At 69.4% G+C, this 26,565-nt stretch carries 13 protein-coding genes and 1 pseudogene; 8 read left to right on the top strand and 6 right to left on the bottom strand.

Translation table 11 applies throughout. From position 1 onward, the window contains the following. Window positions 1–242 precede the first annotated feature (242 nt). The 5 genes and pseudogenes from SNA_RS21100 to SNA_RS21075 all read left to right on the top strand — a co-directional run bounded on the left by SNA_RS21100 (window position 243) and on the right by SNA_RS21075 (window position 13,097). Entirely contained in the window at window positions 243–6,719 is a 6,477-nt protein-coding gene (locus SNA_RS21100) for a type I polyketide synthase (RefSeq protein ID WP_078970068.1), read from the top strand. 516 nt (window positions 6,720–7,235) lie between these two features. Further along, window positions 7,236–8,027, top strand: coding sequence for an SDR family NAD(P)-dependent oxidoreductase (locus tag SNA_RS21090; protein ID WP_030063649.1), 792 nt, complete (start codon window positions 7,236–7,238; stop codon window positions 8,025–8,027). Beyond that, window positions 8,024–9,292 (top strand): cytochrome P450, encoded by a 1,269-nt coding sequence (locus SNA_RS21085; RefSeq protein ID WP_044366200.1) that lies wholly within the window; start codon window positions 8,024–8,026, stop codon window positions 9,290–9,292. Before SNA_RS21090 ends, SNA_RS21085 begins: the two co-directional genes overlap by 4 nt. 1,052 nt (window positions 9,293–10,344) lie before the next feature. Next, window positions 10,345–11,265: pseudogene (locus tag SNA_RS21080) on the top strand (chitinase); the annotation flags it as partial. A 23-nt stretch (window positions 11,266–11,288) separates the two neighbouring features. Then, a complete protein-coding gene (locus tag SNA_RS21075; RefSeq protein WP_030063645.1) occupies window positions 11,289–13,097 on the top strand; it encodes a hypothetical protein in 1,809 nt (602 codons plus the stop codon). 124 nt (window positions 13,098–13,221) lie between these two features. On the opposite strand, the gene SNA_RS21070 is transcribed toward SNA_RS21075, so the two are convergent. Beyond that, window positions 13,222–13,512, bottom strand: coding sequence for a hypothetical protein (locus SNA_RS21070; RefSeq protein WP_030063644.1), 291 nt, complete (start codon window positions 13,510–13,512; stop codon window positions 13,222–13,224). A gap of 88 nt (window positions 13,513–13,600) precedes the next feature. On the opposite strand from SNA_RS21070, the gene SNA_RS21065 reads away from it, so the two are divergent. Beyond that, window positions 13,601–14,074, top strand: coding sequence for a MarR family winged helix-turn-helix transcriptional regulator (locus tag SNA_RS21065; RefSeq protein WP_241779766.1), 474 nt, complete (start codon window positions 13,601–13,603; stop codon window positions 14,072–14,074). 78 nt (window positions 14,075–14,152) lie between these two features. Here SNA_RS21065 and SNA_RS42610 read toward each other — a convergent pair whose 3' ends face one another. Beyond that, window positions 14,153–14,530, bottom strand: coding sequence for a hypothetical protein (locus SNA_RS42610; RefSeq protein ID WP_157880026.1), 378 nt, complete (start codon window positions 14,528–14,530; stop codon window positions 14,153–14,155). On the opposite strand from SNA_RS42610, the gene SNA_RS21060 reads away from it, so the two are divergent. Next, the gene (locus tag SNA_RS21060) at window positions 14,529–15,518 is read left to right on the top strand and encodes a hypothetical protein (protein ID WP_241779765.1); all 990 of its coding nucleotides are present in this window, start codon (window positions 14,529–14,531) and stop codon (window positions 15,516–15,518) included. The genes SNA_RS42610 and SNA_RS21060 overlap by 2 nt on opposite strands. Here SNA_RS21060 and SNA_RS21055 read toward each other — a convergent pair. Continuing rightward, a complete protein-coding gene (locus SNA_RS21055) occupies window positions 15,515–23,056 on the bottom strand; it encodes a type I polyketide synthase (RefSeq protein WP_044366194.1) in 7,542 nt (2,513 codons plus the stop codon). The genes SNA_RS21060 and SNA_RS21055 overlap by 4 nt on opposite strands. Before the next feature lie 241 nt (window positions 23,057–23,297). On the opposite strand from SNA_RS21055, the gene SNA_RS21050 reads away from it, so the two are divergent. Then, entirely contained in the window at window positions 23,298–24,440 is a 1,143-nt protein-coding gene (locus tag SNA_RS21050) for an SDR family oxidoreductase (RefSeq protein ID WP_044366192.1), read from the top strand. A 202-nt stretch (window positions 24,441–24,642) separates the two neighbouring features. Here SNA_RS21050 and SNA_RS21045 read toward each other — a convergent pair whose 3' ends face one another. The 3 genes from SNA_RS21045 to SNA_RS21040 form a co-directional block, all read right to left on the bottom strand. Next, complete coding sequence (locus tag SNA_RS21045) at window positions 24,643–25,323, bottom strand: DUF6445 family protein (RefSeq protein ID WP_030063634.1); 681 nt, start codon at window positions 25,321–25,323, stop codon at window positions 24,643–24,645. Window positions 25,324–25,570: 247 nt separating this feature from the next. Further along, the gene (locus SNA_RS41510) at window positions 25,571–25,720 is read right to left on the bottom strand and encodes a hypothetical protein (RefSeq protein WP_420823496.1); all 150 of its coding nucleotides are present in this window, start codon (window positions 25,718–25,720) and stop codon (window positions 25,571–25,573) included. 40 nt (window positions 25,721–25,760) lie between these two features. Further along, window positions 25,761–26,294: a DUF2231 domain-containing protein gene (locus tag SNA_RS21040; RefSeq protein WP_030063633.1), complete on the bottom strand. Its 534-nt coding sequence runs from the start codon at window positions 26,292–26,294 to the stop codon at window positions 25,761–25,763. Between the last annotated feature and the right edge of the window lie 271 nt (window positions 26,295–26,565).

The following is a 26,565-nucleotide window of genomic DNA, read 5'->3' as shown; positions in this document are numbered from 1 at the left end:
CACCGACTCGAACCGGCCCGTCGGCCACGAGAAGCCCTCATCAGGCCGAATTCGGCGTGCCCATCACCACAGTGCACGAGATTGTCTCGAACACCGCGGTCACCATTGCGAGCCCGATACCGAACATCGTGTTGCAGAAACAGATTGGTGCCGACGGCACCCAGACGGTGTTGCGCGGCCGACCCCTGCGCTCCTACCCGCTGCCGCTTGTTGACTACTGTGCGTCCGATGGGAGAGTCAGCATGACTTCTGTTTTTCCCGCTTCCGCGTCCCCTGCCCTGTCGGCTCCTGTGGAGCCGATCGCAGTGATCGGGGCTGGCTGCCGCTTTCCAGGTGGTGTGGACTCGCTGGAGTCGTTGTGGCAGTTGCTGCTGGCGGGCCGGGACACTTCCGGGACGGTGCCGGAAGGCCGCTGGTCGCTACGGGAGTTGGGGGACGTCGATCCGGCGGTATTGAAGCAAATGGGGCATGGTTGCTACCTGGACGGCGACATCAGCACGTTCGATCCGGTGCCGTTCGGGATCAGCGTCGAGGAGGCTGCCGCGGTTGATCCGCAGCACCGGCTGTTCCTGGAGGTCGCCTGGGAGGCGTTCGAGCATGCGGGCATCCCGTTGGCCGACCTGGACGGCTCCCGAACAGGGGTGTTCGCTGGTGTCTACACCGACGACTACCTGTTGCGGAGCCGGCCTTCGGTCGGGGAGGTCAATCCCTACTACGGGTTGACGGATATGCACAGCACGATGGTGGGCCGAGTGGCGTTCCTGTGGAATCTGCACGGCCCTGCGATCGCGGTCGACACCGCGTGCTCCTCCAGCCTGGTGGCCACGCACCTGGCCTGTCAGAGCCTGCGTGCCGGTGAGACGGATCTGGCGCTGGCGGGCGGGGCGCAGCTGGTGCAGACGCCGGAGCAGATGCTGTGTCAGGCGTATTTGGGGATGCTGTCGACGACTGGCAAGTGCCGCTCGTTCGATACGGGTGCGGACGGATTCGTCCGCGGCGAGGGCTGCGGTGTGGTGATCCTGAAGCGGTTGGCTGATGCCCGGCGCGATGGCGACCGCGTGCTGGCTGTGCTCCGCGGTTCGGCGGTCAACCATGACGGACGCTCGATCCGGTTGACGGCACCGTCGGCGGTGGCGCAGGAGCTGGTGTTCCGCGAGGCACTGGCCGCGGCGGGTGTGGCCGCGGGGGACGTGGGCATGGTGGAGGCGCATGGTCCGGGTACCCCCGTGGGGGACCCGGTCGAGTTCGCCTCGACTGCTGCGGTCTACGGGCAGGGGCGGGGCCGGTGCGCGTTGGGGTCGATCAAGTCGAACATCGGGCACACCGAGCCGGCGTCGGGAGTGGCGGGCCTGCTCAAGGCAATCTTGGCGGTGCGCGAAGGTGTCGTCCCCCCCACGTTGCACTTCACTGCGTGGAACGGGCGGATGCAGCCTGAGGGGACTCGGCTGTTCGTGCCGACGGAGCCGGTGCCGTGGCCGGTTTCGGACGGGCCGCGGCTGGCCGCCGTGTCCGGTTACGGCGTCGGCGGCACCAACGCCCAGGTCATCGTCGAACAGCCGCCGGCAGGCTCGGCGGACCGATCAGTCGGCGACATCGGGGCGGGCCAGGGGGCGCACCGCGAGGGCCAGGACAGCGCGCGGTCCACGGTGACGTTGCTGTCGGCGGCTTCCGCGCCCGCGCTGGCTGCCTCGGCGGGACGGCTGGCCGATTGGCTGGCGGACACCGGCCGGTCGGTGGCGCTGGCGGATGTGGCGCACACCTTGGCAGTGCGGCGTAGCCACGGTCCGTACCGGCTGGCCGTGGTGGCCGGGGGACGTGCAGAGCTGGGCGAGAGCCTGCGGACGTTCGCCGACGGGCGAGAAGGCGCCCAGGTGGTGAGCGGGCTGGCCCAGCGTTCCAGCTCTTCCGGCAGCCCGGTGTGGGTGTTCTCCGGGCAGGGGTCGCAGTGGGCCCGCATGGGCATGGGTCTGCTGGGCCGTGATCAGGCGTTCACCTCGTCGATTGCCAGGCTGGAGCCGCTCATCGAGGCGGAGACGGGTCTTGTTCTCCGTGATGTGCTGGCCGCACCGCGGGTGGTGGAGGGGTTCGCGCGCGTGCAGCCGGTGCTGTTCGCGTTCCAGGTCTCGCTGGCCGCCATGTGGCGAGCACATGGGCTGGAGCCGGCTGCGGTCATCGGTCATTCGGTGGGGGAGGTCGCGGCCGCGGTGGTGGCGGGCAGTTTGTCCGCCGAAGACGGTGTGAAGATCGTCTGCCGTCGGTCTGCTTTGATGTCGCAAGCCGCCGGCGGTGGCGCGATGGCGGCGGTGCAGCTTCCCCCGCAGCAGGTCGAGACCGTGCTCGCCGAGACCGGGATGACGGGGGTGAATGTCGGGGTCCACGCGTCCCCGACCGCTGCGGTCATCACCGGCGACCACGATCAAGTGGAGAGGCTGGTGTGCCGCTGGGAGAGCGAGGGCGTCACCGTGGCCCGGGTAGCGGTGGATGTGGCTTCCCATTCGGCGCACGTCGATGCCATCCTCGAAGACATCCGCGCCGCACTGGCTGACCTGAGGCCGATGCCACCGGCGGTGCCCTTCTACACCACCGTCGGTGCTGACCCGTACGCCGTACCCCGGTTCGACGCGGCCTATTGGGCGGACAATCTGCGCCAGCCGGTCCGGTTCGCTGACGCGGCGCAGGCCGCGATCGAGGACGGCCACCGAGTGTTCGTCGAGGTCTCTCCCCATCCACTGCTGGGCTCCGCGTTGCGGCAGAACGCCGAAGCCGCTACTGGCGAAGCGGTGACCGTGTTGCCGACGCTGCTGCGCGACCAGGATGAGCTGAGGTGCTTCACCGAGCAGACGGCCCGGATCCATTGCGCCGGCGGTTCGGTGGACTGGACCCGCTGGTACGGCGACGGTCGGCTGGCCGACGTTCCGGCCACCGCATGGCAACGACGCCCCTATCTGCTGCCGTTCACCCAGGTCCGCGGCGATCAGGGCGGCGATGCCGACGGACACCCTCTGCTGGGCACGCACCTGCACGACCTGGACGGCGACGACCGGCACTGGTGGCAGACGACGCTGGAGTCGCAGACCCTGCCCTGGCTGGCCGACCACAAGGTGGAGGACGTCGCCGTGCTGCCGGGCACCGGCTTCTGCGAGGCGGCACTGGCCTCGGCCTGTGCCCTGTACGGCGATGTGGACCCACAGCGGATCCAGGTGCGGGAGGTGCAGTTGCGGGCACTGCTACCGCTGACCGCCCCCACCCTGATCACCGCGAACACCGGCTTCCGGTCCGCCCACGCGGCCGACTGGAGTCTGAGCACCCAAGATGCCACGGGCACCCGTACCGTCCACGCCACCGCCAGACTGGAACTGCTCGGTGACGATGTCGAACCCGACTCTCACCCCGCGCGGGTGGATCTCGGCTCTTGCCGTGCCGAGCACACCAGGCCCCTGGAGGTGGCCGAGTTCTACACCCGGCTGCGGAAGCGGGGCATCCACCATGACACGGCATTCGCCGCACTGCGCTCGCTCCGTCTGCACACCGACGGGTCCCCTTCCATGCTGGCGGAGATCGTGCTGCCGGAGGAAGCCCGCCGCAGCTCCGCACGCATGTTCTGGCACCCGGTTCTGTTCGACGCCTGCCTGCAGGCACTGGCCGCCGTGTGGGTCGATTCCACCCAACCCGGTGGCGGCCTGGCCCTGCCGACCGAGCTCGGAACGGTGCGCGTCTACGGCCCCGCTCGGCAAGGCCGATTCTGCCTGGCTCGGCTCGACCACAGCGACGACGCGGGATGCATCGGCCAGGTGCAGTGGCTGGATCCGGAGGGCACCGTCCTCGCCGAGGCGACCGGAGTACGGTTCACCCGCTCCGATCCCACCCACTCGCCGACGTTGTTCGACAGCAGGCTGTTGCAGGTCACCTGGCTCCCGGCGCCGCTGCCGGCGGCATCCGTGCCGACACCGGGCCGGTGGCTGCTGATCACCGAGCCCGGCGACAGCTCCGCAGACGACGCGCAGGCGTTGGCAGAGCAGTTGGACGTGTGTGGCCAGACCTGCCAGAACCTCGTGCTGCCACTCGGCCTACCAGCCGAAGCCATCGCCGAGCGCGTGGGACGGGCGCTGGGCGCCGCCCGGGAATGGCAAGGCGTCGTGGTGCTGCCCGGACCGGGCCGGGCCGTACTCGACGACATCACCCTGGAGCATGCCGAGCAACGAGTGGGCCGGACCGCTCTTCTGGTCAAGGCCCTGGTCGGCCACCTCTCCACCGGCTCCGCCGCTGTGTCGCGTCTTTGGGTCGTGACACGCGCCGCCCGGCAGGTGCTGGCGGACGACCAGATGTATCTCCACAGCGCCGGGCTGCGCGCCCTGGTGCGGGTTCTTGGGTACGAACATGCCGAACTCTGCCCGACCAGCGTCGACATCGACACGGTGACCGGCGCCGACGACCTGGCTGCCGAGCTTCTGGCGGGGGATGTGGTCGATGACGAGGTCGCCTGGCGTCAGGGACAGCGCTATCGGGCCCGGCTTTCACGCGCTCCCATGCGAGACACCGATCGACGGACCGGCACCGGCCGTTTCGGCCAGGACGGGATAGCCCTGGATCTGCGGTGCCCCGGCGATCTGGACTCCTTCGAGCTCGTCCCCCGCCCGCGCCGGCACCCCGGGCCCGACGAGATCGAGGTCCAGGTCCACGCCAGCGGGTTGAACTTCATCGATGTGCTGATGGCGATGGGACTCTACCCGTCCGAAGACCCGGCCTTGGGCGAGGCCACCTTGCCGGTGGCACCGCCCGGCATGCGACGCGCCGGCACCGAGTGCGCCGGCACCGTGGTCGCCGTCGGCCGGGACGTCACCGGGTACCGAAAGGGCGACCGGGTAGCCGTGCCAGTGCTGGGGGCGGAGGCCGGAGGATTCTGCTCGTACGTCACAGTCCCGGCTGCCCACGCCTTCGCCATCCCCGACGACATGCCCGTCCAGGCCGCAGCCGGACTGCTCACGGCCTATCTGACCGCCTGGTACAGCCTGGTGCACCTGGCACGAGTGCAGCCGGGTGACACCGTGTTGATCCACTCGGCGGCCGGCGGCGTGGGCCTGGCTGCCCTGCACCTGGCCCATGCACGCGGTGCTCGAGTACTGGCCACCGCTGGCACCGATGCCAAGCGCGCCTACCTGCGTTCCCTGGGCGTGAAGTCCGTCTTCGACTCCCGCAACCTGGACTTCGCCGACGAGGCACGCCAGGCGACCGGCGGACGGGGTGTGGACATCGCGGTCAACTCCTTGACCGGAGCGGCCCAGAAAGCGACCTTGGACCTGCTCGCCCCACTGGGACGCTTCGTCGAGCTCGGCAAGAAGGACATCTACGCCGACACCCGGCTGGGGTTGTATCCCTTCCGCCGCAACATCACCTTCCACAGTGTGGACCTTGCGCTGCTGCCCCAGCTCGCGCCCGGCCTGATCCGGCAGATGGTGGGCGAAGTCGCCGCCGACCTGCGTGCGCGCCGGCTGCCGGTGCTGCCGTATGCCGAGTTCGCGCTGACCGAGGCGTCCACCGCCTTCCGCACGATGGCGAACGCCGAGCACATCGGCAAGCTCATCCTGACCTGGCCGCAGCAGGACCAGGCCAACCTCGTGACGCCCCCCGACCAAGTCCCCGTCGCGTCCCCGGACGGCAGCTACATCATCACCGGCGGCCTGGGCGGCCTGGGCCTGGTGATCGCACACCACCTGGCTGACCACGGCGCCGGCCACATCGTCCTCAACAGCCGCCGCGCGCCTTCCGCCGAGACTCAGCAGACACTGGACCGACTGGCGGCAAAGACCCGCGTCAGCGTCGTTCTGGGCGACATCAGCGATGACCGGACCGCGGGCAGGCTCGTCGAGGCCGCCACTGGCGGCGGCCACCGACTGCGCGGCGTCCTGCACGGAGCCGCGGTGGTCGAGGACATTTCCGTCGAGCGGTTCGATCCCGAACTGCTGCACCGGGTCTGGCAACCCAAGGCACGGGGAGCCTGGAACCTGCACCAGGCCACCTCGGGCCACCCTCTGGACTGGTGGATCGGGTTCTCCAGCATCGCATCCGTGTTCGGCACCCCCGGTCAGGCCGCCTATGCGGCGGCCAGCGCCTGGCTGGATGAGTTCCTGGCCTGGCGCACCGCCCAAGGCCGTCCCGAAACCCGCTGTATCAACTGGGGGATCTGGAGCCAAGTCGGCCGAGGCCTCACCCTCGAAAAGCGCGGCTACGCCTCCATCCCGCCTGCCGAAGGCGTGGCGGCCCTGGACCGCATCATCGCCTACGGCCGCCGGCGTACGTGCTACAACCCGTCCGAACTGACCGACTGGCTCGGCTCCTTCGCGACCCTGGCCGAGATGTCCTTCTTCTCCGACGTCATCGCCGGCGCCGCTGGCGGCGGGCGGGAGACCGGCGAACCGACTTCCCCTCTGGTAGCTCTCCGCTCGGCCCCCACACCTGACCGTCGGCACGAACTGCTGCGCGCCCAAGTCGTGGCGCAGCTCGCCGCCATCTTGCGGATCAACGTCGACATGATCGGGCCGGACACTGCTCTGTCGTCGATCGGCCTGGACTCGTTGATGGGGCTGGAACTGCGCATTCGCCTCGAACGTGACCTGGAGACCCCCATCCCCCGGATCGTGGTGTGGACCTCACCCACTGTCGAGGCACTGAGCGAGGCCATCCTGACCCACTTGGAAGACCACCTCAGTAGCGGCGCGTGAACCAGTCCCGCACCTGCCATGCCGTTCAGCAGTCGGGCTCGGAGAGGCGATTGGACACCAGTGTTTCGACACACCAGGGGAAGCGGCACTGCAGGCAGCGGCCTGCCCGCCATCGCATGCCCCACGGTCCGGTGGTCTGTTCACGGCTCGGCCAGCTCGCCGGCCACCTGGCACCACACCGGCACCGCGCTCGCCGCCCACACCCATTACTGGGCCACGTCCAACAGCCCATCGGCCTATTGACGATATGTCATCTAGGTAGGAGAGCTTCATGGCCTCGGCGCAAGAGGACGTCGGTCGAGTGACCAAGACCACCGACACGCTGAACGACAGGGACTACGAGTACACCCTGGGTTGCCTGGGGGAGGAGTTCCGCTACGAGGACCGCGGCCAACGGGAAGGCCTGCACCACCTACGACGCCATGCGCGACCTGCTGGACGTATCGCTCGCGGCTCTCGCGGACTGCCGGACCAGCACCGGCGTGAACCTTGGCTGAAGCAGACTCAGGGGTAGCTATGCAGATCAGCGGTTCCACAATCCTGTTGACCGGGGCGACCGGTCTTGTCGGCCAGGCGCTTGCGCGCGAACTGGCCGGCGCCGGAGCGCGTATGGTGCTCACCGGCCGCAGGAAAAGCGACTTGGCCGCGCTCGCCACAGAAGTCGGCGGCACCGCCGTCGCCGCCGACCTGTCCGCGCCGGCCGCCGCGGCCAAACTCGTCCAGGAGGCCGGGCTCGTGGACATCCTGATCGCCAACGCCGCCATGCTGGCCTTCGGGGCGATGACCGAATTCTCTCCGGAAGAGGTCAACTACCTCCTCGACGTCAACCTCCGTGCCCCGGTACACCTGGCTCACCTGGCCACCGAGCAGATGATCGCGCGCGGGAGAGGGCACGTGGTGTTCATGCTGTCGCTGGCTGGGAAATACGCATCCCCCTACGCAGCCCTGTACAACTGCGCCAAGTTCGGGCTCCGCGGTTACAGCCGAGCCCTGCGGCAGGAGCTCCGCCCCCACAACGTGGGGGTCTCCTCCATCCTGCCCGGCTTCATCCGTAACACCTCCTCCAGCAAGCCCGAGGTCCGTCTGCCCCGGTGGACCGGCGGCTCCAATAGCCCCCGCGACATCGCCCACGCCACGATCCGCGCCGTCGAGCACAACCGTGGCGAGGTCATCGTCTCGCCCTGGCCCTTCCGGGCGGTCGCCACCTTGGCGGCAACCGCCCCCGACCTGACCCACAACCTCTTCCGCCGGATGGACGTCGACCGGATCACCCGAGAACTGCACGCAGGAGGCGAGGTCCAGCGATGACTGCGCAGCAGGGCCACCTTCCGCCGAGTAGGGACCCGTTCCCGTGCGACGGCGCCGACAACCCGTTGTCCGCGGCCTTCTGGACCCGACCTCCTCATCAGCGTGACGCCGTCTTCGCCCGCTTGCGCGCGCAGGACGCGCCCGTCTTCCTCCACCGTCCCGCGACGGGCGCCTGGCAGGTGGGCGACGGCTTCTACGCCCTGACCCGCTACAGCCATGTTTTGGCCGCGGGACGGGACACCCAGGCATTCAGCAGCGAGCCCACAGCAGTAAGCCTTGAGGCCCCGCCACCTCAGATCCGCCAAGACCAGGCGGCCATCATCAACCTGGACAACCCCCGGCATGCCCGGCTACGCAAGATCGTCTCCCGCATGTTCACCCCCGCCAAGATCCAGCAGTTGGAAGCGCACATGGCCGTCCAGGCGCGCAGGATCGTCGACGACCTGCTCGACCGCGGCCCCTGCGACTTCGCCCGCGACGTCGCGCCAGCCCTTCCCATACAGGTCATTTGTACGATGACCGGGATCCCCGACGCAGACCGGCCTGTAGTGCTCCATGCCGTCGACTTGCTCTTCCAGGCCACCGACATGGACAGCCGAGTCGACCCCCGGCAACTCGCCCAGGCTCTCGACACCGTCGGCCGGCTGATCGCCGATCTCGTCCGCACCCGCCGCGCCCACCCGACCGACGATCTGATCTCCGCCGTGGCCACCAGCCAGGGAGCTGGCGCGTACCTCAACGAGACCGAGGCCATCACCTTCTTCCTCGCCCTGGTCGGCGGTGGCAATGAAACCGTCCGCAACACCCTGTGCCACGCGCTCAGCCAGCTCACAGACCATCCCGACCAGTATCGCCTGCTGCTCGGCGATCTGCCCGCCCGCTTGCCCACCGCAATCGAGGAGTTCGTCCGGCACGCCAGTTCGGTCTCCTGGGTCCGGCGCACCGTCAGGCACCCCACCCAACTCGGCGACCAGATCTTTCAGATCGGCGACAAAGTCATCCTTTACTACGCCTCGGCGAACATGGACGACACCGTCTTCTCCTCCCCCCAGACCCTCGATATCCTGAGGAATCCCAACCCGCACCTGGGCTTCGGAACTCCCAACCCGCATTTCTGCCTGGGTGCCCACCTCGCTCGCCGCGAACTCACCGCACTGCTCACCGAGCTCCTCACCCGGATCCCTACCCTTCACGCCACCGCTCCACCCACCTACCACCCTCGCGGCGCCACCCAGGACATCACGCACCTACCCTGCGCCTGGTAGCCCCAGAGGGTGCTGTCACGTTGCTGATCCGCCTGCGGCCCGCCGCCGGGCCAAGAGCGGGCCGCACCACCGGCATTGCGCCAGAGCCTCCAGATCGACATGACGTATGGAGCTGGGGCCGGTGCCCAGGGGCCGGGCACCGGCCGGCGGTCAGACGAAGGGGTTCTCGGTGGGGCGGTCGATTTCGGTGGCGGCTTCGAGCAGTTCGGGCAGGTCGCCGGGTTCGCCCGAGTTCGACAGTTGGCAGGCACACGATCATGACGGATTGCGGTTGTGACCTGCGGGAACGGGCATGAGGTGCCGACGGGGTCGTGTGTCCACGCCTCCGTCGGCTGTTTGACCTGATCAGGGCCTACTCGGCGGTGGTGAGGCCGCTCAAATTTGCCGGCATCGGAATGCCGCAGGTCGTGAAGATCTGCTCCTGGATGTCGGTCGTCTGAGTGGTCTGCTCGAGCCGTCCGGCGGGCCCGGCGAGGGTGACCTGGTGAATGCGTTGCAGTCACCGGCGCCCGTCGCGCGGCCTTGCCGGTAGCGCTTCTGCTGCCCACCCCCCGGTTCCTGCGCCGCTCGCCCTTCGTGGCAAGGCAATTGACGGGCCGACGGTTGTTTCTTTACCGGCCCCGGTCGCCGCCGACCAGTGTGTTCACTTTCTGAAGTGATGCCAGCAGTCTTGACGCCCCTCCCTACGCCCAGTTAACTCAAGCCGTGCAACAGGTCTGGACCAACCTGAACTGCTCCGGTCCCGACGCCATTCCCGGTCGGCCGAACCGACTGTGCACCGCGTTTCGGAGGGCGGCCCCACCATGCCTTGACGTCCAGGTCTTCAACGCTCCTTCAGCTCTCCGGGGCACACGCACTTCTGATGCACACGCACTTCTGACGGCAGTGCAGCCGCCCCCGGGTGTCGCCTGCTCCCCCCACCGCACAGGAGCCCCCCCATGAGTTCACCAGCACGGCACGGAAGCAGATCGCGGTCACGGCACATGCGTGGCGCCCGCCGGAGCACGATCGGCGTGGTCGCCGCTGCGCTCATCGGCGGCAGCACGACCGCGGCGGCCGGCGCCGTACCGTCCGACGGGCCCAAGGCGGCCGATGCGCCGCAGGCCGTGGCCCCGTACCTCTACAACGGGTGGGGCAACCCGCCCGATCCCGCCACGGTGATGGACGCCACCGGCGTCAAGTGGTTCACCCTGGCCTTCGTCCTCAGCGGCGGTACGTGCGATCCGCAGTGGGACGGCAGCCGCCCGCTCACCGGCGGCGTCGACGCGCGGACCGTGGACGCGATCCGTGCCAAGGGCGGCGACGTCGTCCCCTCCTTCGGCGGGGCCAACGGCAACAAGCTGGAACAGACCTGCCCGGACGCCTCGGCCCTGGCCGGCGCGTACCAGAAGGTGATCGACGCCTACGGCCTGAAGGCGATCGACATCGATATCGAGGGCGATGCCTACGACGACCCCCAGGTGCAGCAGAAGACGATCGACGCGCTGAAGCAGGTGAAGGCGCACCACTCCGGTCTGACGACGTACGTCACGTTCCCCAGCGCCCAGGACGGCCCGGACGACAGCATGATCAAGCGGGCCGCGGGCTCCGGTCTGGCGGTGGACGGCTGGACGATCATGCCGTTCGACTTCGGCGACGCGGGCGGTCAGGACATGGGCGAGCTGACGAAGAAGGCCGCCGAGGGTCTGAAGAACACGGTCAAGGACGCCTACGGCTACCGCGACGACGCGGCCTACCGGCACAGCGGCATCTCGTCGATGAACGGCATCACCGACGCCAACGAGCAGGTCACACCGCAGAACTTCGAGGCCATCCGCGCCTACGCCCAGGAACACCACCTCGCCCGCCTCACCTACTGGTCGGCCAACCGCGACCGCCCGTGCCCCGGCCCCTACCCCAACGACGACACCTGCTCCGGCGTGGACCAGGAACCCTGGCAGTTCACCAAGATCTTCGCCGGATACACGGGCTGAGCGGGGGCATCGTGAAGCGGAACATGACCCGCGACGAGTCGGGCCGGCCGCGCCATCGCAGGCGCCGCGCCCTGACCGCCGCTGCCGCCGCCCTCGTCCTCGCGGCCGGCACCGCGGCCCTCCTCTCCCCCCAGAGCGCGAGCGCAGGACCCGAACACCGCACACCGCAGAAGCACATCACCGCAGCGGATGCCCCGGACCTCGGCCCCAACGTGGACATCTTCGACCCGTCGATGCCCAAGGAGCAGATCCAGTCCCGGCTCGACACGGTCTTCAAGGCGCAGGAGAAGAACCAGTTCGGCGAGGAACGGCACGCGTTGCTGTTCAAGCCGGGGAAGTACGACGTGGACGCCAACATCGGCTTCTCCACGCAGATCGCCGGCCTCGGCCTGTCGCCCGACGACACCGACATCAACGGCGATGTGCATGCCGAGGCCGACTGGTTCGGCGACAACGCGACACAGAACTTCTGGCGCGACGCCGAGAACATGGCCGTGACCCCGGTGAACGGTACCGACCGGTGGGCCGTCTCGCAGGCCGCGCCGTTCCGCCGGATGCATGTGAAGGGCAACCTCCAGCTGGATCCGCGCAACCACGGCTGGTCCAGCGGCGGCCTGCTCGCCGACACCAAGGTCGACGGTTCGGTCTCCTCCGGCTCACAGCAGCAGTACCTCTCCCGCAACACCGAGTGGGGCAGCTGGAACGGCTCCAACTGGAACATGGTGTTCGTCGGAGCGACCAACCCGCCGGCCGGCACCTTCCCCCAGCCGCCGTACACCACGGTGGACAAGACCCCCAAGTCCCGGGAGAAGCCGTTCCTCTACATCGACGATGCGGGTGCGTACAAGGTCTTCGTCCCCGGCGCCGCCACGGACACCAAGGGCACCACCTGGTCCGGCGGCGCCCCGAAAGGCACCTCACTGCCGCTGAGTGACTTCTTCATCGCCAAGCCCGGCATGACGGCGTCCCAGATCAACGGCGCGCTGAAGCAGGGCAAACACCTGCTGTTCACGCCCGGTGTCTACCACTTGGACGACACGATCAAGGTGACGAAGCCGGATACCGTGGTGCTCGGCCTGGGCCTGGCCACCCTCGTCCCGGACGGCGGAGTCACCGCCCTCTCGGTGGCCGACGTCGACGGAGCGAACATCGCGGGTCTGCTGATCGACGCCGGTCAGAAGAGCTCGGACACGCTGATGGAGATGGGCCCGAAGGGCGCTTCGGCGGACCACTCCGGCAACCCCTCCTCCCTGCACGACGTCTACTTCCGGGTCGGCGGCGCGGGCGTCGGCACGGCGACCAAGAGCCTCGTCATCAACAGCTCGGACGTCATCGGCGACCACACCTGGATCTGGCGGGCCGACCACGGCGACGGAATCGGCTGGACGCAGAACACCGCGGACAACGGACTGACCGTCAACGGCGACAACGTCACGATGTACGGCCTGTTCGTCGAGCACTACCAGAAGGACCAGGTGGTCTGGAACGGCAATCACGGCCGGACGTATTTCTTCCAGAACGAGATGCCCTACGACCCGCCGGACCAGGCGGCCTGGACGGACGGCGACACCAAGGGTTACGCCGCGTACAAGGTGGCCGACAAGGTCACCGACCACCAGGCGTACGGGCTGGGCAGCTACTGCTACTTCAACGTCAACAAGTCCGTCGCCGCCGACCGCGCCTTCCAGGTACCCCGTGCGAACGGCGTGCAGCTCCACCACATGGTGACGGTCTCGCTCGGCGGCACGGGCACGATCAACCACGTCATCAACGACCAGGGCGGCCCGGCGAACACGGACCACCAGCAGTCCTACGTGGTGGACTACCCGTAGCCCGCACGTCCGCCCACTCCTTCCACCCCTCCCCACAGCGAACGGCCGCCGGCTCCAACGGCGGCCGTTCGCGTGTTCCCGGTGCCTCGCAGGCGCCGGCGCCCCGCGCCGCTGGCGCGCCGCGTTACGCGACCTCGGTGAGGATCCGCTCCACTGCGGGGGAGCGGGGCCGGAAGACGTCGAGGAGGCCGATGGTGCGCAGGGCGGGAGCGAGTTCTCGCATCTGCGTGACGACGGCTGCGTGCTCGGGAGTGCCCTCGGTGAGGTCCTCCAGCCGTAGCGCGTTGGCGACGAATGCGGCCACCGACCCCTTGCGGACGGTCAGCCCGTTGATCGCGGTCGAGTCGATGCCCTCGGGCAGGACGTCTTCGGGGCGTACGGCGGGCTGGTGCGGGTTCGAGGACGAATGCGACATGACTATCCTTTGCGTGCTCGATGAACGTGCTTTCTGCACGCATTCGAGGTTAGCGGAACTCCGTGTTTTTTGCACGTATCATCGAGGTGTGAGGGAAACGACGCGTAACAGCACTTCCGCCGCCCGTGTGGCCGCAGCCATTGGGGCGCTGACCCTGCGGGCCACCCGTGCCGGGCTCTACAGCCGGTTGACCTCCGGGGTGCAGGGCGTGGATGCCACGACCTACCCGGTGTTGTCCGGGCTCGCTCGCGTGGGACCCGTCACCGCCACCAAGCTCGCCGAGGCGATCGGAATGGATCGCACCGTCGCCACCCGGTATGCGACCAGGTTGCAGGAGGCCGGGCTCATCGACCGTCGTCCCGACCCCGCTGACGCCCGCGCCACCGAGCTGGTCCTCACCGCTGAGGGCGAGCGGGCCGTCACGGCGTTGCGCGGGGCGATGGAATCCTTCCTGGCCGAGGAGATGGCGACGTGGCCGCCGGGTGAAGCCGCCGCCTTCGCCATGCGCCTGGAGCATCTGACGGAGTCGCTCGTCCAGGGCGAGGCGGGCCGTTCGTGCTGATGCGGGAACGGACAGTTCGGCTCTCGGCCGCCGGCACTTCTCATCTCGCCCCGTGAACGTACGGGGCGGCGTTCGATGTCAGTCCCGGCCGGTAGCGTGCGCACCACGCACGTGGTCCGAGGCCATCTCGACCGGCTCACCCCGTTCGCCCAGGCAACCGGCTCGGGTTCGTTCTACGCCCTGTGGCACCACGACGACCGCGCCGACCTCGCGACGCTTCCCGTCATCCGCTTCGGCGACGAGGGCGATCTCGACATCATCGACGGCCTGCGGAACCTGTTCCGGCTGCTCGCGATCGACGACGAGTGGTTCACCCCGTGGGACGAGGAGCGTGCGGCGGGCCGCGGGGGCTGCTCGGGAGGAGTGGCGCGGGCTTCTTACATTTTTCTGAGAACCGTGTCGCACAGTCGGATCCATGGTGACCAAACGCATCGCAGTCAGTGCCGGAATGCTCATGACGATCACCCTGTCCGCGGCAGCTTGGACGGCCGCCTCGGCCTCCGAATCGTCGTCCGCCAAGGACTCCGCCCCATCGGCCGGTGCCAAGCCGCCGGCCAACTACTTGTACGCGTCGATCGGGGACTTCGACGCGAATGTGAAGCCGCTGATCGACCGTCCCGATATCGCCGGTGTGCAACTGGTGGTGCCGTGGAAGGCGCTTGAGAGGAAGAAGGACCAGTACGACTTCTCGTCGGTCGACCAGGCGCTGACGTATCTGCGGGCCCGTCACAAGAAGCTGTTCATCCAGGTCCAGGACCGGTTCTTCGCACCCCCGACCAGGCTCCCGGGCTACCTGCTGTCCGACCCGAAGTACCAGGGAGGCGCGGCCCCGACGAAGAACGAGAACGGTCTCGGCCCCGGTCAGCCCGGTACGGTCGCGGCGCAGTGGAACCCGGAGGTGCGGGGCCGCTTCCAGCATCTGCTGAAGGCACTGGCGCAGCGGTTCGACGGGCGCCTGGCCGGGGTGAACCTTCCGGAGACCGCCACCGAGGTGGACAAGGAGAAGGATCACACCGGGTACAGCGACGACGCCTACTTCTCCGCCGAGCTGGCCAATATGGCCTACGGCAAGAAGGTCTTCACCAGGACGCCGTTCATCCAGTACGTCAACTTCTGGCCGGGCGAGTGGAACAACAGCCGCAACTACATGCAGCGCACCTTCGAGTTCGCCGCGTCGCACGGGATCGGCCTGGGCGGGCCGGACATCCTGCCGGACCGTCCGGCGCAGATGCAGAACTCGTACCCGTTCTTCCACAAGTACCGGGGGAAACTGCCCCTCGTGGCGATGGCCGTGCAGGAGCCCGACTTCCAGTACAAGAGCCCCAGGACGAAGAAGCCGTACACCCGGAAGGAGTTCACCGACTTCGGTAAGAACACCCTCGGCGTCGACGCCATCTTCTGGGCCACCAGCGCGCCCTGGCTCCACCAGCCGACGACGCGCTAGCGCCGCGGCTCGTGGGGGAGGGGAGCCGCGGGCTGCGCCTCCTGGGCCTCGGCGGCTCGGGGTGGCGGAAGTGCGGGGGCTTCGGTGCTGCGGGCCAGTCCCAGCCGTAGGTACACCATCTGCGCGATGTCGGCGATGGAGCTGTTGGCGTTGCGCAGCAGCTCCATCGGCGGGATCTGCACGTCGTACTGCTGCTGGAGCTGGACGAGGAGCTCGGCGCCCATGAGCGAGTCCAGGCCGTAGGAGTCGACCCTGTGGTGCGGGTCGATCTGGGTGGCGTCCATCTGGAGGACGCCGGCGAGCATCGTGGCCAAGGTGTCGGTGATGTAGTTCAGCGCCTCTTCCTGTGTCATGCGGCCGAGTTGGCGGAGCAGGTCCTCCCTGCTGGGCGCACCGCTCGCGGCCCCGGGCGGCACGAGTCCCGCCAGCCGGGGGCTCGCCATCACCGGGAGCAGGATGGCGGCGCGTGCGTGGTCGAAGCGGCCCACGCCCGCCACGTCGGCGCCGGCCTGGAGCAGGCGCTCGGCCTGGGCGAACGCCTCGGCCGGGCGGATCGTCTGGAGGCCGACGCTCGCCAGGGAGGAGACCAGCTCGTTCCGCGCGACATAGCCGGTCTCGGCGAGTGCACCCCATGCGATGGCGAGACCGGGCAGGCCCGCTCTGCGGCGGCTTCGGACCAGGGCGTGGAGGTAGAGGTTCCCGGCTGCGTAGGGGGCTTGTTTGACGTTGCCGCTCACGGCCGTGCCGGAGGAGTACAGCAGGAACAGGTCGCATCTCCGGTCCCGTGTGAGGGTATCGAGCACCACTGCTCCGCCGATCTTGGGGGCCATGACCGCGGCCATCCGCTCGGCATCGAGGTCGACGAACAGTTCGTCGTCGAGGTGCATCGCGCTGTGGACGACACCGCGCAACGGGTGTCCGGTGGCGTCGATCCTCGCCACCACGTCCGCCATGGCCGCCAGGTCGGTGACATCGGCCGGGTGTGCCGTGGCGCTGATCCCGCGCTCCCGTAGCGCGGCGAGGCAGGCTTCGCACTCCGGAGCGTCGGCACCGCGGCGGCTGACGAGTGCCAGGTGCCGGGCTCCGAGATCGGCGAGCCAGTGTGCGGTCGCCGCTCCGAAGCCGCCCGTGCCGCCGCTGATGAGGTACGTGCCGTCCGGATCCAGGCGAGGCGCACGGGGCCGGGGTTCGACGAGCGGTGGCTCGTCGAGCGGGTCGAAGGCGACGACCACCTTGCCGATGTGACGGGAGTGTTGCAGGAGCGCGAAGGCGTCGGTGACCCGTGCGGCGGGGAAGACGCTGTGCGGCAGCGGCCGCCATGCCTCGCGCAGGGCGGAGGACTTCAGGTCATGGCGGAGACTCTCCAGGTGGGCGGGGCTGTCGAGAGCCTTGGTGAGGTCCACTCCGAAGAAGGCGATGTTGTTGTGGAAGGGCCGCAGCAACAGCGGCTTGTTTTCGTAGATGTCCCGTTTGCCGAGTTCCAGGAACCGGCCGCCGGGCCGGAGCAGTTCGAGGCTGCGGGTGATGGCCTCGCCCGCCAGGGAGTTCAGCACGATGTCGACCCCTTGACCGCGCGTGATCTCCTTGACCTGCTCGACGAAGTCGAGGGAGCGGGAGTCGAGGACGTGCCGGACGCCGAGCTGGCGCAGGAAGTCCCGCTTGAGGCCGCTGCCGGCGGTGGCGATGACGTGCGCACCGCATGCGGTGGCGTACTGGAGGGCCGCCAGTCCCACACCACCGGCAGCTCCGTGGACGAGGAGCGTTTCTCCTGCTTGGAGCCGTGCCAGGGTGACGAGGCTGTAGTGAACGGTGGCGAGCGCCACGGGCATGGTCGCCGCCTCGGTACAGGCCATGTCGTCGGGCACCGGCCACAGGGCGTCGGCGTGCGCCACGGTGTGCGAGGCGAGGGATGCGGCGGACAAGCCGGCGACCCGGTCTCCGGCCTTCAGGGCCGTCACGCCCGGACCGCACGCCACGACGGTGCCCGCGCATTCCAGCCCGGGGCCGTCTTCGGACGGCGTCCCTTCGATGGCTTCGGCCGGTAGCAGGCCGACACTCTGCATGATGTCGCGGTAGTTGAGGGCGGCGGCCCGCACCTCGACGAGCACCTCACCGGGCCCGGGCTCGCGGGGCTCGACCTCCTGCCAGGCGAGGCGGTAGGACAGTCCCGCGTCACGGATCTGCAAGGCGAAGGCGAGGCCCTCCGTGGCCGGCACGGCTGCCGGCCGGGCCTGCTCGCGCAGGACGAACCTGCCCTGTGCGGTGAGGGCGATCTCGTCCTCGTCGGAGGGCCGGAAAAGCTCCTGTGCCAGCCGCCGTGCGTCGTCACCGGCGACGCCGGAGCGGTGGAGGGACAGGCGTCGGCAGTGGAGGCCGGGCAGCTCGTTGGCCACGCAGCGGCCCAGGCCCCACAGCACCGCGTCCGCGGGCCGGGGGTCTTCTGCCGTCAGGGGCGCGACGTCGCAGGGGTGGGTCACCAGCCACAGTTCGGGCCGGAGGGCTTCGGGCAGGCGGTCGCACGCCTCGGTACAGGTGCGTATCGTCTCCGCACGCCGGGCGGCACGTGCCAGCACGGCGTCCGGGTCGTCTTCGGTCGCCTCACCGAAGACGAGCACCACGGCGAGGGTTTCCGAGCCGGCGTCCTGCCGGGCCGTGGCCAGGTGGGCATCCCAGTCGGCTGCGGTGTCGGGCATGGCGAACGGTGGTGTGGCGGTGGCACCGGCGGCGGTGACGGTGCTGACGAGAGCGCCGGCGAGAGCCTGGGCGTCCGGCGTCTCCGCGGCGACCAGGAACGTCGTGCCCGACCGGTCCTCGGGCAGGCGCAGGGGGAGGGGAGCGGTGTTCCGGTCGGAGCCGGTGGCGGCGACCCGGGCAAGCAGGACGGAGCCGAAGTCCCGGGCGGGTGCCCGGTCGTAGCCTTCCTGGACGACGTCCTCGAAGCCGCAGTCCGCCAGCAGCGCGGGCCACTGATCGCGCGGCAGCAGGAGCGAGTGCGGCCGCAGCTCCGTGTCACGGTGACTGTAGAAACTCTCCAACGTACCGAAGATCGAGGCCAGGGTCTCGGGGTCGTGCGACTCGACGGCGAGCAGGGCGCCGCGCGGTGCCAGAAGGGCGGCGACCCGGTGGAGGGCGGATCTGAGGTCCTGGGCCGTGTGGAGGGAGTTGGCCGCGATCACGATGTCGAAGCCGTGCGGGGTGAATCCCTGCTCGGCGGGGTCCGCGTCCAGGTCGAGGGTGCGGTAGTCGAGGAAGTCGTAGGCGCTGAACCGGGCTTTCGCACGGGGGAAGAAGATCGGCGAGACGTCGCTGAAGCAGTAGCGGGTGCGGTCCGCGGGCAGCACGGGCAGCAGGGCCGCGGTGGTGCCGCCGGTGCCCGCTCCGACCTCCAGTACGCGCAGCGGCCGGTCGGCCGGCCAGGCCCGGACCATTTCACGCAGCAGGGCCTGGGCGAGCCGGTTGGGGAACCGGCAGTACTGCGCGGTGTCGTAGAACTGCTCCAGGGTCCGGACCGCGGCGTCGTCGGCCAGCAGTTCCATCGGATCCTGGCGCCCTCGCAGCACCTCCGGCAGGCGCTGGATCTGCTGCGAGGCGAGCGCCTGCTCGACGACGCAGGCCGGGCCGGGCTGCCCGGCCCCGCGCGATGACGGGACCGCCGTGACGTGCGGTGCCGCGAGGCGGCAGCGCCCGTCCTCGCCGGTGACGAGGGTGCCGCGACGTCGCAACGCCGGCTCCAGCAGTGTCCACAGGTGCCGGTGCCGGTCGTCCAACCCCCAGGACACCAGGTCCTGTTCGGTGAAGGGAGCCATCGGATCCGGCAGGAGATCGGAGACGGTCCGGACAAGGGCCTCGAGGAACCTCTCGGCGAACCCGGGCAGGTACTTCTCGTAGCCCAACGCCCGCATGTCCGCGCACAGGTCGGCCACGGTCCCTGCGCAGGCCGAGGCGATCCGCGGGGGCGAAGGCAGCGGCACCGGGGCACAGGGCTCGTCATCGGGCGGGGCCGCGCGGAGCACCGTGTGCTGCACGGTGAGCGGGGTGCGGTGCGCGGCGGTGAATCGCCGCAGGCGGCAGCCCTGCATCTGCACTGTCACGGTGCCGTCGGGATCTGTGACGGCGATGTCCCAGCACACCTCGTCGGCGGTGCGGGACCGCTCCTTCACCACGAAGGTGCCGGACGGGGCGGGAGTGGCCCACACGCGCACGGAGTCGAGGACGGCCGGCAGATATGCCTGCCCCTCCGCCAGCCGCTCGGCCAGCAGCGGAACGCCCGCCTGAAGCGCGCCGTCGAGGAGCGCGGGGTGGACGGTCCACGGAGCTCCCGGGGCGCCGTGGGTGTAATGGGCCAGGACTTCGCGGTCGCCGACGGCGAGTTCGGTCAGGACCTGGAATCCCGGACCGTATCCGAGTCCGGCGTCCGCGCAGCGGCTGTAGTGCTGCTCGGCGGTTACGGGATGCCGGCATCGCCCGCGGGCGGCGGCAAGGTCGACGGGGTCCGGGCGGGATGCGACGAGTCGCCGGACGCGGGCGCGGGCGTGCGTGCGTGCTGCGCCGACGTGGTCGTCGCTGCTGGAGACCGACAGCGTGCCGTCGTCGAGGTTCAGCGACACCTGTACATATGCGCGGGAGGGATCGTCCCAGGGGATCACCAGCGCGCTGGTGATGTCCAAGTACTCCGTCTCGACCGGTGCGCCGAGCGCGAGACGGCCGGCGGCGAGCGCCATCTCCAGGTATCCGGTGGCGGGCATGACGACGGAGCCGGCCACCCGGTGATCGGTGAGCCACGGCACCAGGACCGGTTCGACGACTCCGGACCACAGGGGCATGGGGGCAGCGATCCTGGCCCCGAGCAGCGGGTGATCCAACGGCCCGTTACGGGTCCACAATTCTTTGCCGCCGCCCCAGTGCCGTTCCCGTTGCCACGGATAGGCGGGCAGGTCGACGACCTGGCCCGGGCGAGGGAAGTACCGGCTCCAGTCGGTGGCCGCCCCGGCGGCGATCAGCGTGGCGCGGGTGGTGGCCAGGTCCCCCGGCCCGTCGGCTTCCCGATGCAGCGTCGGCACCACGGCAGTGGTCGTCCGCGGGCGGTCGGCCGTGATCCGGCGCAGAGGGGAACGCAGGACGGGGTGGGGGCCGATCTCCACGAACAGGTCTGCGCCGTCGTCCAGGGCGTTCTCGACGGCCTCGGCGAACAGGACCGGCTCGCGGACGTTGCGCCACCAGTAAGCGGCGTCCAGATCCATGCCGTCGATGCGTGCGCCGGTCACCGTGGAGTAGAGCGGCACCTCGCCGAGACCGGGTTCCAGCGCCGTGAGCGCGTCGGTGATCACCGCACGCCGGCTGTCCATGGCCCGGCTGTGAAAGGCGTAGTCGAGGCCGAGGTCGCGGCAGAAGACCTGGCGTTTGGCCAGTTCGTCGCCGAGCTCTGCGACGGCCTCGGCCGTTCCGGCGACGGTCACGTCCTTGCCGCTGTTGACGGCTGCGATCTCGAGCCTGCCCGCGTAAGGCTTCAGCGCCTCCGTCGCCTGCTCGGCGCCCAGGCCCAGAGCCGCCATCCGGCCGGATCCCGCCGTGGCCGCCTGGGCCGCGCTGCGCACCGCGAGGACCTCGGCGGCCTGGGCCAGGGTGAGGGCGCCGGCCGTGTGGGCGGCGGCCACCTCGCCCACGCTGTGGCCGAGCACCATCGCCGGCTCCACCCCTTGGGACCGCAGCACGGCGACGACGCCCAACTGCACGGCAAACAGAAGCGGTTGTGCCACCTCGGTCGCCGCGAGCCGCCAGTCTTCGCGCGGTCGAGCCATCTCCTCGGCCACCGACCAGCCCAGCCGGGGCGCCAGTTCGGCGTCCACCGATGCGACGGTGGCGCGGAAGACCGGGTCGTTGGCGAGCAGATCCGCGCCCATGCCGGGCCACTGCGAACCGTTGCCGGTGAACACGAACGCCACCCGGCCGCTGTGCACCGCCTGGGCGGTGGGACCGGAACCGTGCTCGGCGATCCGGGTGAGCTTGCTCGCGGCCTCCTGCGGCGTGTGAGCGAGGACGGCCGTGCGGTGCTCGTGCTTGCCCCGGCGCAGGCAGGATGTGTAGGCGAGGTCGTAGAGGCCCTCCGGATCCGCCGTCCCGAGATGATGCGCCATGCGGGAAGTCGCCTCGGTCAGCGCCTGTGGGGTGCGGGCCGTCACCAGGACCGGCAAGCCTTCAGGGGGTGGCGTGCACGGTGGTGGAACGGGGCGGGGAGGGGAATCGGTCAGGATGGTGTGCGCGTTGGCGCCGCCGAAGCCGAAGGAGTTGACGCCGACGACCGGACGTGCCGCCCCCTTCAGGGCACGGTTCTCGGTGACCAGGTCGATGCCCAGTCCCGTGAAGTCGATGTGCGGATTCGGCATCGCGGCGTGCAGGGAGGCGGGAACGGTACGGTGCCGCAGAACCAGCAGGGCTTTGCACAGCCCCGCCATACCGGAGGCGGGTTCGAGGTGGCCCACGTTTGACTTGACCGAACCGATCGGCAACGGGCCGGTGATGCGCCGGATGCCCAGGGCCTGGCCGATGGCCCGGGCCTCCATCGGGTCCCCTGCGAGGGTTCCGGTGCCATGTGCTTCGAAGTAGACCAGTTCGTCCGGGTGCACCCCGAAGTCCGCGTACACCCGGCGCAACAGGTCCTCCTGCGCCTGCGGGTTGGGCAGGGACAGGCCCAGCGTGCGGCCGTCGCTGTTGCTGGCACTGCCCAGGATCACACCGTGCACGCGGTCGCCGTCGGCCAGTGCGTCGGTGAGGCGCTTGAGCAGCACCATGCCGCCGCCCTCCGCGCGGACGAACCCGTCGGCGTCCGCGGAGAACGCGGCGCACTTGCCACGTTCGGAGAGCATCGACGCCTGTGAGAAGCCGACATAGTGGTACGGCGAGAGCAGGATGTTCGCTCCGCCGCACAGCACCGTGTGGCTCGTTCCCTCCCACAGCGTGTGGCAGGCACGGTCCAGAGCCACGAGCGAGGAAGAGCACGCGGTGTCCACCGCCATGCTCGGGCCGTGCAGATCGAAGGCGTGGGAGAGCCGGTTGGCCGCGATGGACGAAGCCGCACCCGACATCGTGTACGGGCTGATGGCCCATGGCTTGAGCATCTGGAGGGCGCCGTAGGAGGCGTCGGAGATGCCGATGTAGACGGCCGTGTCGGAGCCGGCCAGCAGCGCCGGGTCGATCGCCCCGTCGTCCAGTGCCTCCGCGGTCAACTCCAGCAGCAGCCGGTGCTGCGGGTCCATGTGCGCCGCTTCCTTCGGGGAGATCCCGAAGTACGTGGCGTCGAAGCCCGCGATGTCGTCCAGGAAGCCCCCGGCGGCGGTGTAGCTCTTGCCGACTCGCGGCATCGAGGTGTCCACGAAGCGGTCCTCGTCGAAGCGGTCCGTGGACATCTCGGTGACGAGGTCCTTCTGCTCGCGCAGAGCGGCCCACAGGTCCGCCATTCCGGCGATTCCACCCGGGAGGCGACAGGACACGCCGACGATCGCGAGGGCACGGTCGGGAGAGGGGTCTGGGCGCTGGCTCATGGATACGGCCTTCCTGGAAGGCGGCTCACCGAGCACGACGATCCGCGCGGAAAGCGGTCCATTCCAACGTAATGAAATGTCCGCGAATCGTCCGCCCGATCGCCAATAGAAATATTTACACATCAATCCAATCTGTCCGGTTGATGCGTACGTTGGCGCTTCCGCCGGGCATCGCTGCGGTAAGTACCTGTCGTGCCATGGCTGTTGGCCGCCCTGTCACCCTTCCAGTGAAGGAGACGTCGTGCCCGTCCTGTTCACCGGAGCCACCGGATTCCTTGGCTGCCGCATCGTGCGCGAACTTCTTTCCGAGGGCGGTGACGAACCGATCACCGTCATCGGCCGCCGCAGCGAGCCGGAGCTCCGGGCGCGGCTGACAGCGGCCGTCACCTGGCTCCACGGCCCGCCGCTGCCGGCCGGTGCGCTGGACCGACTGCACTACCTGAGCGGGGACATCACACTGCCGGGACTCGGCCTGACGACCGAGCAGCGCGCACGGGCCACGGACGGTCTCACCCAGCTGTGGCACAACGCCGCCCACATCAGGCTTGAGGGCGATCCGGCGCCCCTTCACCTCTCCAACGTCGTGGGGACCCGGCACGTCCTGGAACTCGCGGACCATGCCCCTGATGCCCATCTGATGCACGTCAGCACGGCGTATGTCGCAGGCCGCCGACTCACCGGCCACATCCTCGAAGAAGACCTCAGCGAGGACCACGGCTTCCAGACGTATTACGAGGAAAGCAAGTACACCGCCGAACGCCTGGTTCGCGCCTGGGGTTCCCGCACCGGCCGTCCGGTGACCGTCTTCCGCCCCGGCCTTCTCGTCACGGACCGGCCCGTCCCTGACGGACTGCCCGACCAGCCCTTGAGCACCCTGCTACGGCTCGTTGACGCGGGCATGCGCAACAGGGCCGTACGCAACGCAAGCCTGATCGCCTTCGTCAAGGGCGACCGGCACCGCGGGGGCACCGTACACATCCGGATCGCAGCGGACCCTGAAGGAACGGCGAACCTGGTACAGGCGGAGTACGCCGCCCGAGCCATGGCCCGCACGGCGAAGGCCCACACCGGCCGGCCCGCCGCCGTACGAACCGTTCACGTCACCCACCCGCACAACGCGTCGGCCGACGTCGTGCCGAAGACCTTGCAGGTCCGGTACCCTCGCCTCGCCCTGAGCGTCGTGCCGCACATCCCCGACCCCACGCCGCTGGAGACGCTGGTCGCCCAACAGGGCGCGCGGATGATCGAATTCAGCGCCCACCGCCGCACCTACGACCGGACGCATCTGTTGGAGGCCGTCGGGGACCTGCCCGATCCCGAGCCCATCGACGCGACCTACCTCGCCCGGGCGTGCGGGAACCCGGATGCCCCCGCCTCCGGATGACGGCAGCGAGCGCCCCCGACCTCGTCCGAACGCCTCACAGCCCGCCTCGTGCAGGACGGCGAGACCGCCGCCGGGCCGGCCGGCCCGTTCCCGTCATGGGACACGTACGGTATCGACTCGGCCTGCGAACACGAGCACCTCGGCTGAGAGGTGAGGCCATGAACCGATGCCGGGCCGGCGTCCCGCAGGTCCGGCAGTGGTGTTATGCCATCCAGAAGAAGACGGCAGTCATCCGCTTGTCCTCCAGGGTCCTGCCCCAGTAGCCGGTGGCGCTGTGCATCATGTTGGCGGTGTAGAGCAGCAGTCGGTTGTAGCGGTGCGACACCCGTACGTCTTCGGTGAAGGAGTGGGGCGGGACGAAGCGCGTTCCGAGAGCGTCGACCAGGTTGTTGTGCGGTGAGGTCACCATGTTTCCGCCGAGCCGGCCATCCGACAGGCTCTGGCGGTAGAAGCTGGTACCGCAGTCCTTGGGCACGTGGGGATTGAGATAGAGCACAGCGGCATAGCGGCACAGCGATCGTGAATCGGTGTGCGGTCGCGGCTCGCACTCGTCCTTGCCCACGACCTGGATGCAGTTGTGGTTGAGGGTGCCGCCGCCAGGGGCGGTTTCCTGCCACAGCCGACGCGCGCCGGTGGCCTTCCTGACCAGCCTTTCGACGCAGGCCAGTTCAGCCGGTTCGAGACCGGGCATCGTGCGCAGACCGGGCCAGCTCTCGGACTTGTGCGGATAGCCTTCGATCCAGTCGTCCTTGGCGAGGCAGCGGGCCCGGACGGCGTCGACATCGGGCAGGGCATCGTCCAGAACCCAGTAGTCCCGGCCGCGCGTGGGTTTGCGGTAGGGGAGTACGGGGAGCGCCGGGGATCCGGGGGTGCGTGGGGGCATGCGGCCGACCATACGGTCGGGCCGCGTCAGCACACTCCCGTGAATGGGTCAATATTGCGTCAACTCACCGCATCTGATGGAGCGTTGGTTTCGCCCTGCCGCTGCGTGGAGCTGCCCTTCGTCTTCGATCGCACGGACCTCCTCGCGCTGCACGGCGAACCTCCCGCCCCCGCTGTGCCGATCAGCTGCGTCGCCGGAACCGGGCCTGGTGCCCATGCCGCCCGGCCTGCCGGTCAAAATCTCGCCGTCACGTGGTGAGGACGAGGCTGACGTTGTGTCCGCCGAATCCGAACGAGTTGGCCGGCGCAGCGGACCACTGACCGGTGCGCTGCTCGCCGCGCACCACGTCCAGTTCCACCCGCGGGTCGAGCTCGTCGAGGTTGCGCGTGGCCGGCACCCGGCCGTACGGGCAAACGGCCCGTAGCTTGTCGGCCGTGTCAGCCGTTGTCCCCCTGTTCGCCCTTGGCGGTCTGGGAGAAGCCGTCGTGCCACGCGGCCCGCGCCCCGGAGTCGCCGATCCGGTACACGTCCACGACGGCGCCCGCGGCCACTCCGACGCACAGTACGGCCGCCGCGACACGGAGGATCATCGACGGGGAAGAGGTGGCCCGGGGGCGCCCCCGATGGGCCGGCTCCGCCGCGGCCGACCGGCGGGTCGTCCACCAGATCGCCGTCGCCAGCACGAACAGCGCGGCGGCCCAGGGGAGCAGTCCGTCGCCGAGTTCGGTGTGCCTGCGCACCAGGGCGTTGCTGTCGACGTGCTGCTCCAGCCACCCGCCGGCCTGCGTGGCCAGCGGCACGCTCGCCAGCGTCACCAGTCCCAGCAGCGGCAGCACAACCCCCATGCGCCGGGCGGTGCTTGGCCAGATCGCGGCGACCACGACAGCCAGTGCGCTCAGGGGCACGAAGATGACGACGAAGTGCACGATCAGGACGTGTGCGGGCAGACCATTTATCACGCTGAAACTCATCGGGTTGTCCTCCGGAAGGCGGCCGTGAGAAGTCGACGCGCGCACGGCCTTCCCGTGCCCGCACCTCAGGGCCTATCACCTTGGCAGGAGAATTTCTCAGCTTCTTCTGAAACATGAGTCATTCCGGTTCTGAAACGTGAGTCATTCCGGCGGCCTCGGCCAGTGGCCATGGAGCCGATCACCCGCTGCTGCCCGTTTACGCAGTCGCGTCGGGGGAGGCGGGCCGCGCGATGAACTCCGAGAATTACCGTACGGGGCGACTCGGCTACGT

The sequence above is a fragment of the Streptomyces natalensis ATCC 27448 genome (genome assembly GCF_000935125.1).
Classification (GTDB): domain Bacteria; phylum Actinomycetota; class Actinomycetes; order Streptomycetales; family Streptomycetaceae; genus Streptomyces; species Streptomyces natalensis.
Note: the sequence above shows the minus strand (reverse complement) of the source record. Positions and strands in the feature narration are given on the sequence as shown.

What these genes read in the sequence shown, in the direction of transcription:
- SNA_RS42610 (WP_157880026.1), bottom strand. Translation starts at nt 14,530, where the DNA reads ATGAGCATTCCGGCACTGACTGCGATGCGTTTGGTCACCATGGATCCG.
- SNA_RS21100 (WP_078970068.1), top strand. Translation starts at nt 243, where the DNA reads ATGACTTCTGTTTTTCCCGCTTCCGCGTCCCCTGCCCTGTCGGCTCCT.
- SNA_RS21060 (WP_241779765.1), top strand. Translation starts at nt 14,529, where the DNA reads ATGACGATCACCCTGTCCGCGGCAGCTTGGACGGCCGCCTCGGCCTCC.
- SNA_RS21045 (WP_030063634.1), bottom strand. Translation starts at nt 25,323, where the DNA reads ATGCCCCCACGCACCCCCGGATCCCCGGCGCTCCCCGTACTCCCCTAC.
- SNA_RS21075 (WP_030063645.1), top strand. Translation starts at nt 11,289, where the DNA reads ATGACCCGCGACGAGTCGGGCCGGCCGCGCCATCGCAGGCGCCGCGCC.
- SNA_RS21055 (WP_044366194.1), bottom strand. Translation starts at nt 23,056, where the DNA reads ATGAGCCAGCGCCCAGACCCCTCTCCCGACCGTGCCCTCGCGATCGTC.
- SNA_RS21090 (WP_030063649.1), top strand. Translation starts at nt 7,236, where the DNA reads ATGCAGATCAGCGGTTCCACAATCCTGTTGACCGGGGCGACCGGTCTT.
- SNA_RS21040 (WP_030063633.1), bottom strand. Translation starts at nt 26,294, where the DNA reads ATGAGTTTCAGCGTGATAAATGGTCTGCCCGCACACGTCCTGATCGTG.
- SNA_RS21070 (WP_030063644.1), bottom strand. Translation starts at nt 13,512, where the DNA reads ATGTCGCATTCGTCCTCGAACCCGCACCAGCCCGCCGTACGCCCCGAA.
- SNA_RS21085 (WP_044366200.1), top strand. Translation starts at nt 8,024, where the DNA reads ATGACTGCGCAGCAGGGCCACCTTCCGCCGAGTAGGGACCCGTTCCCG.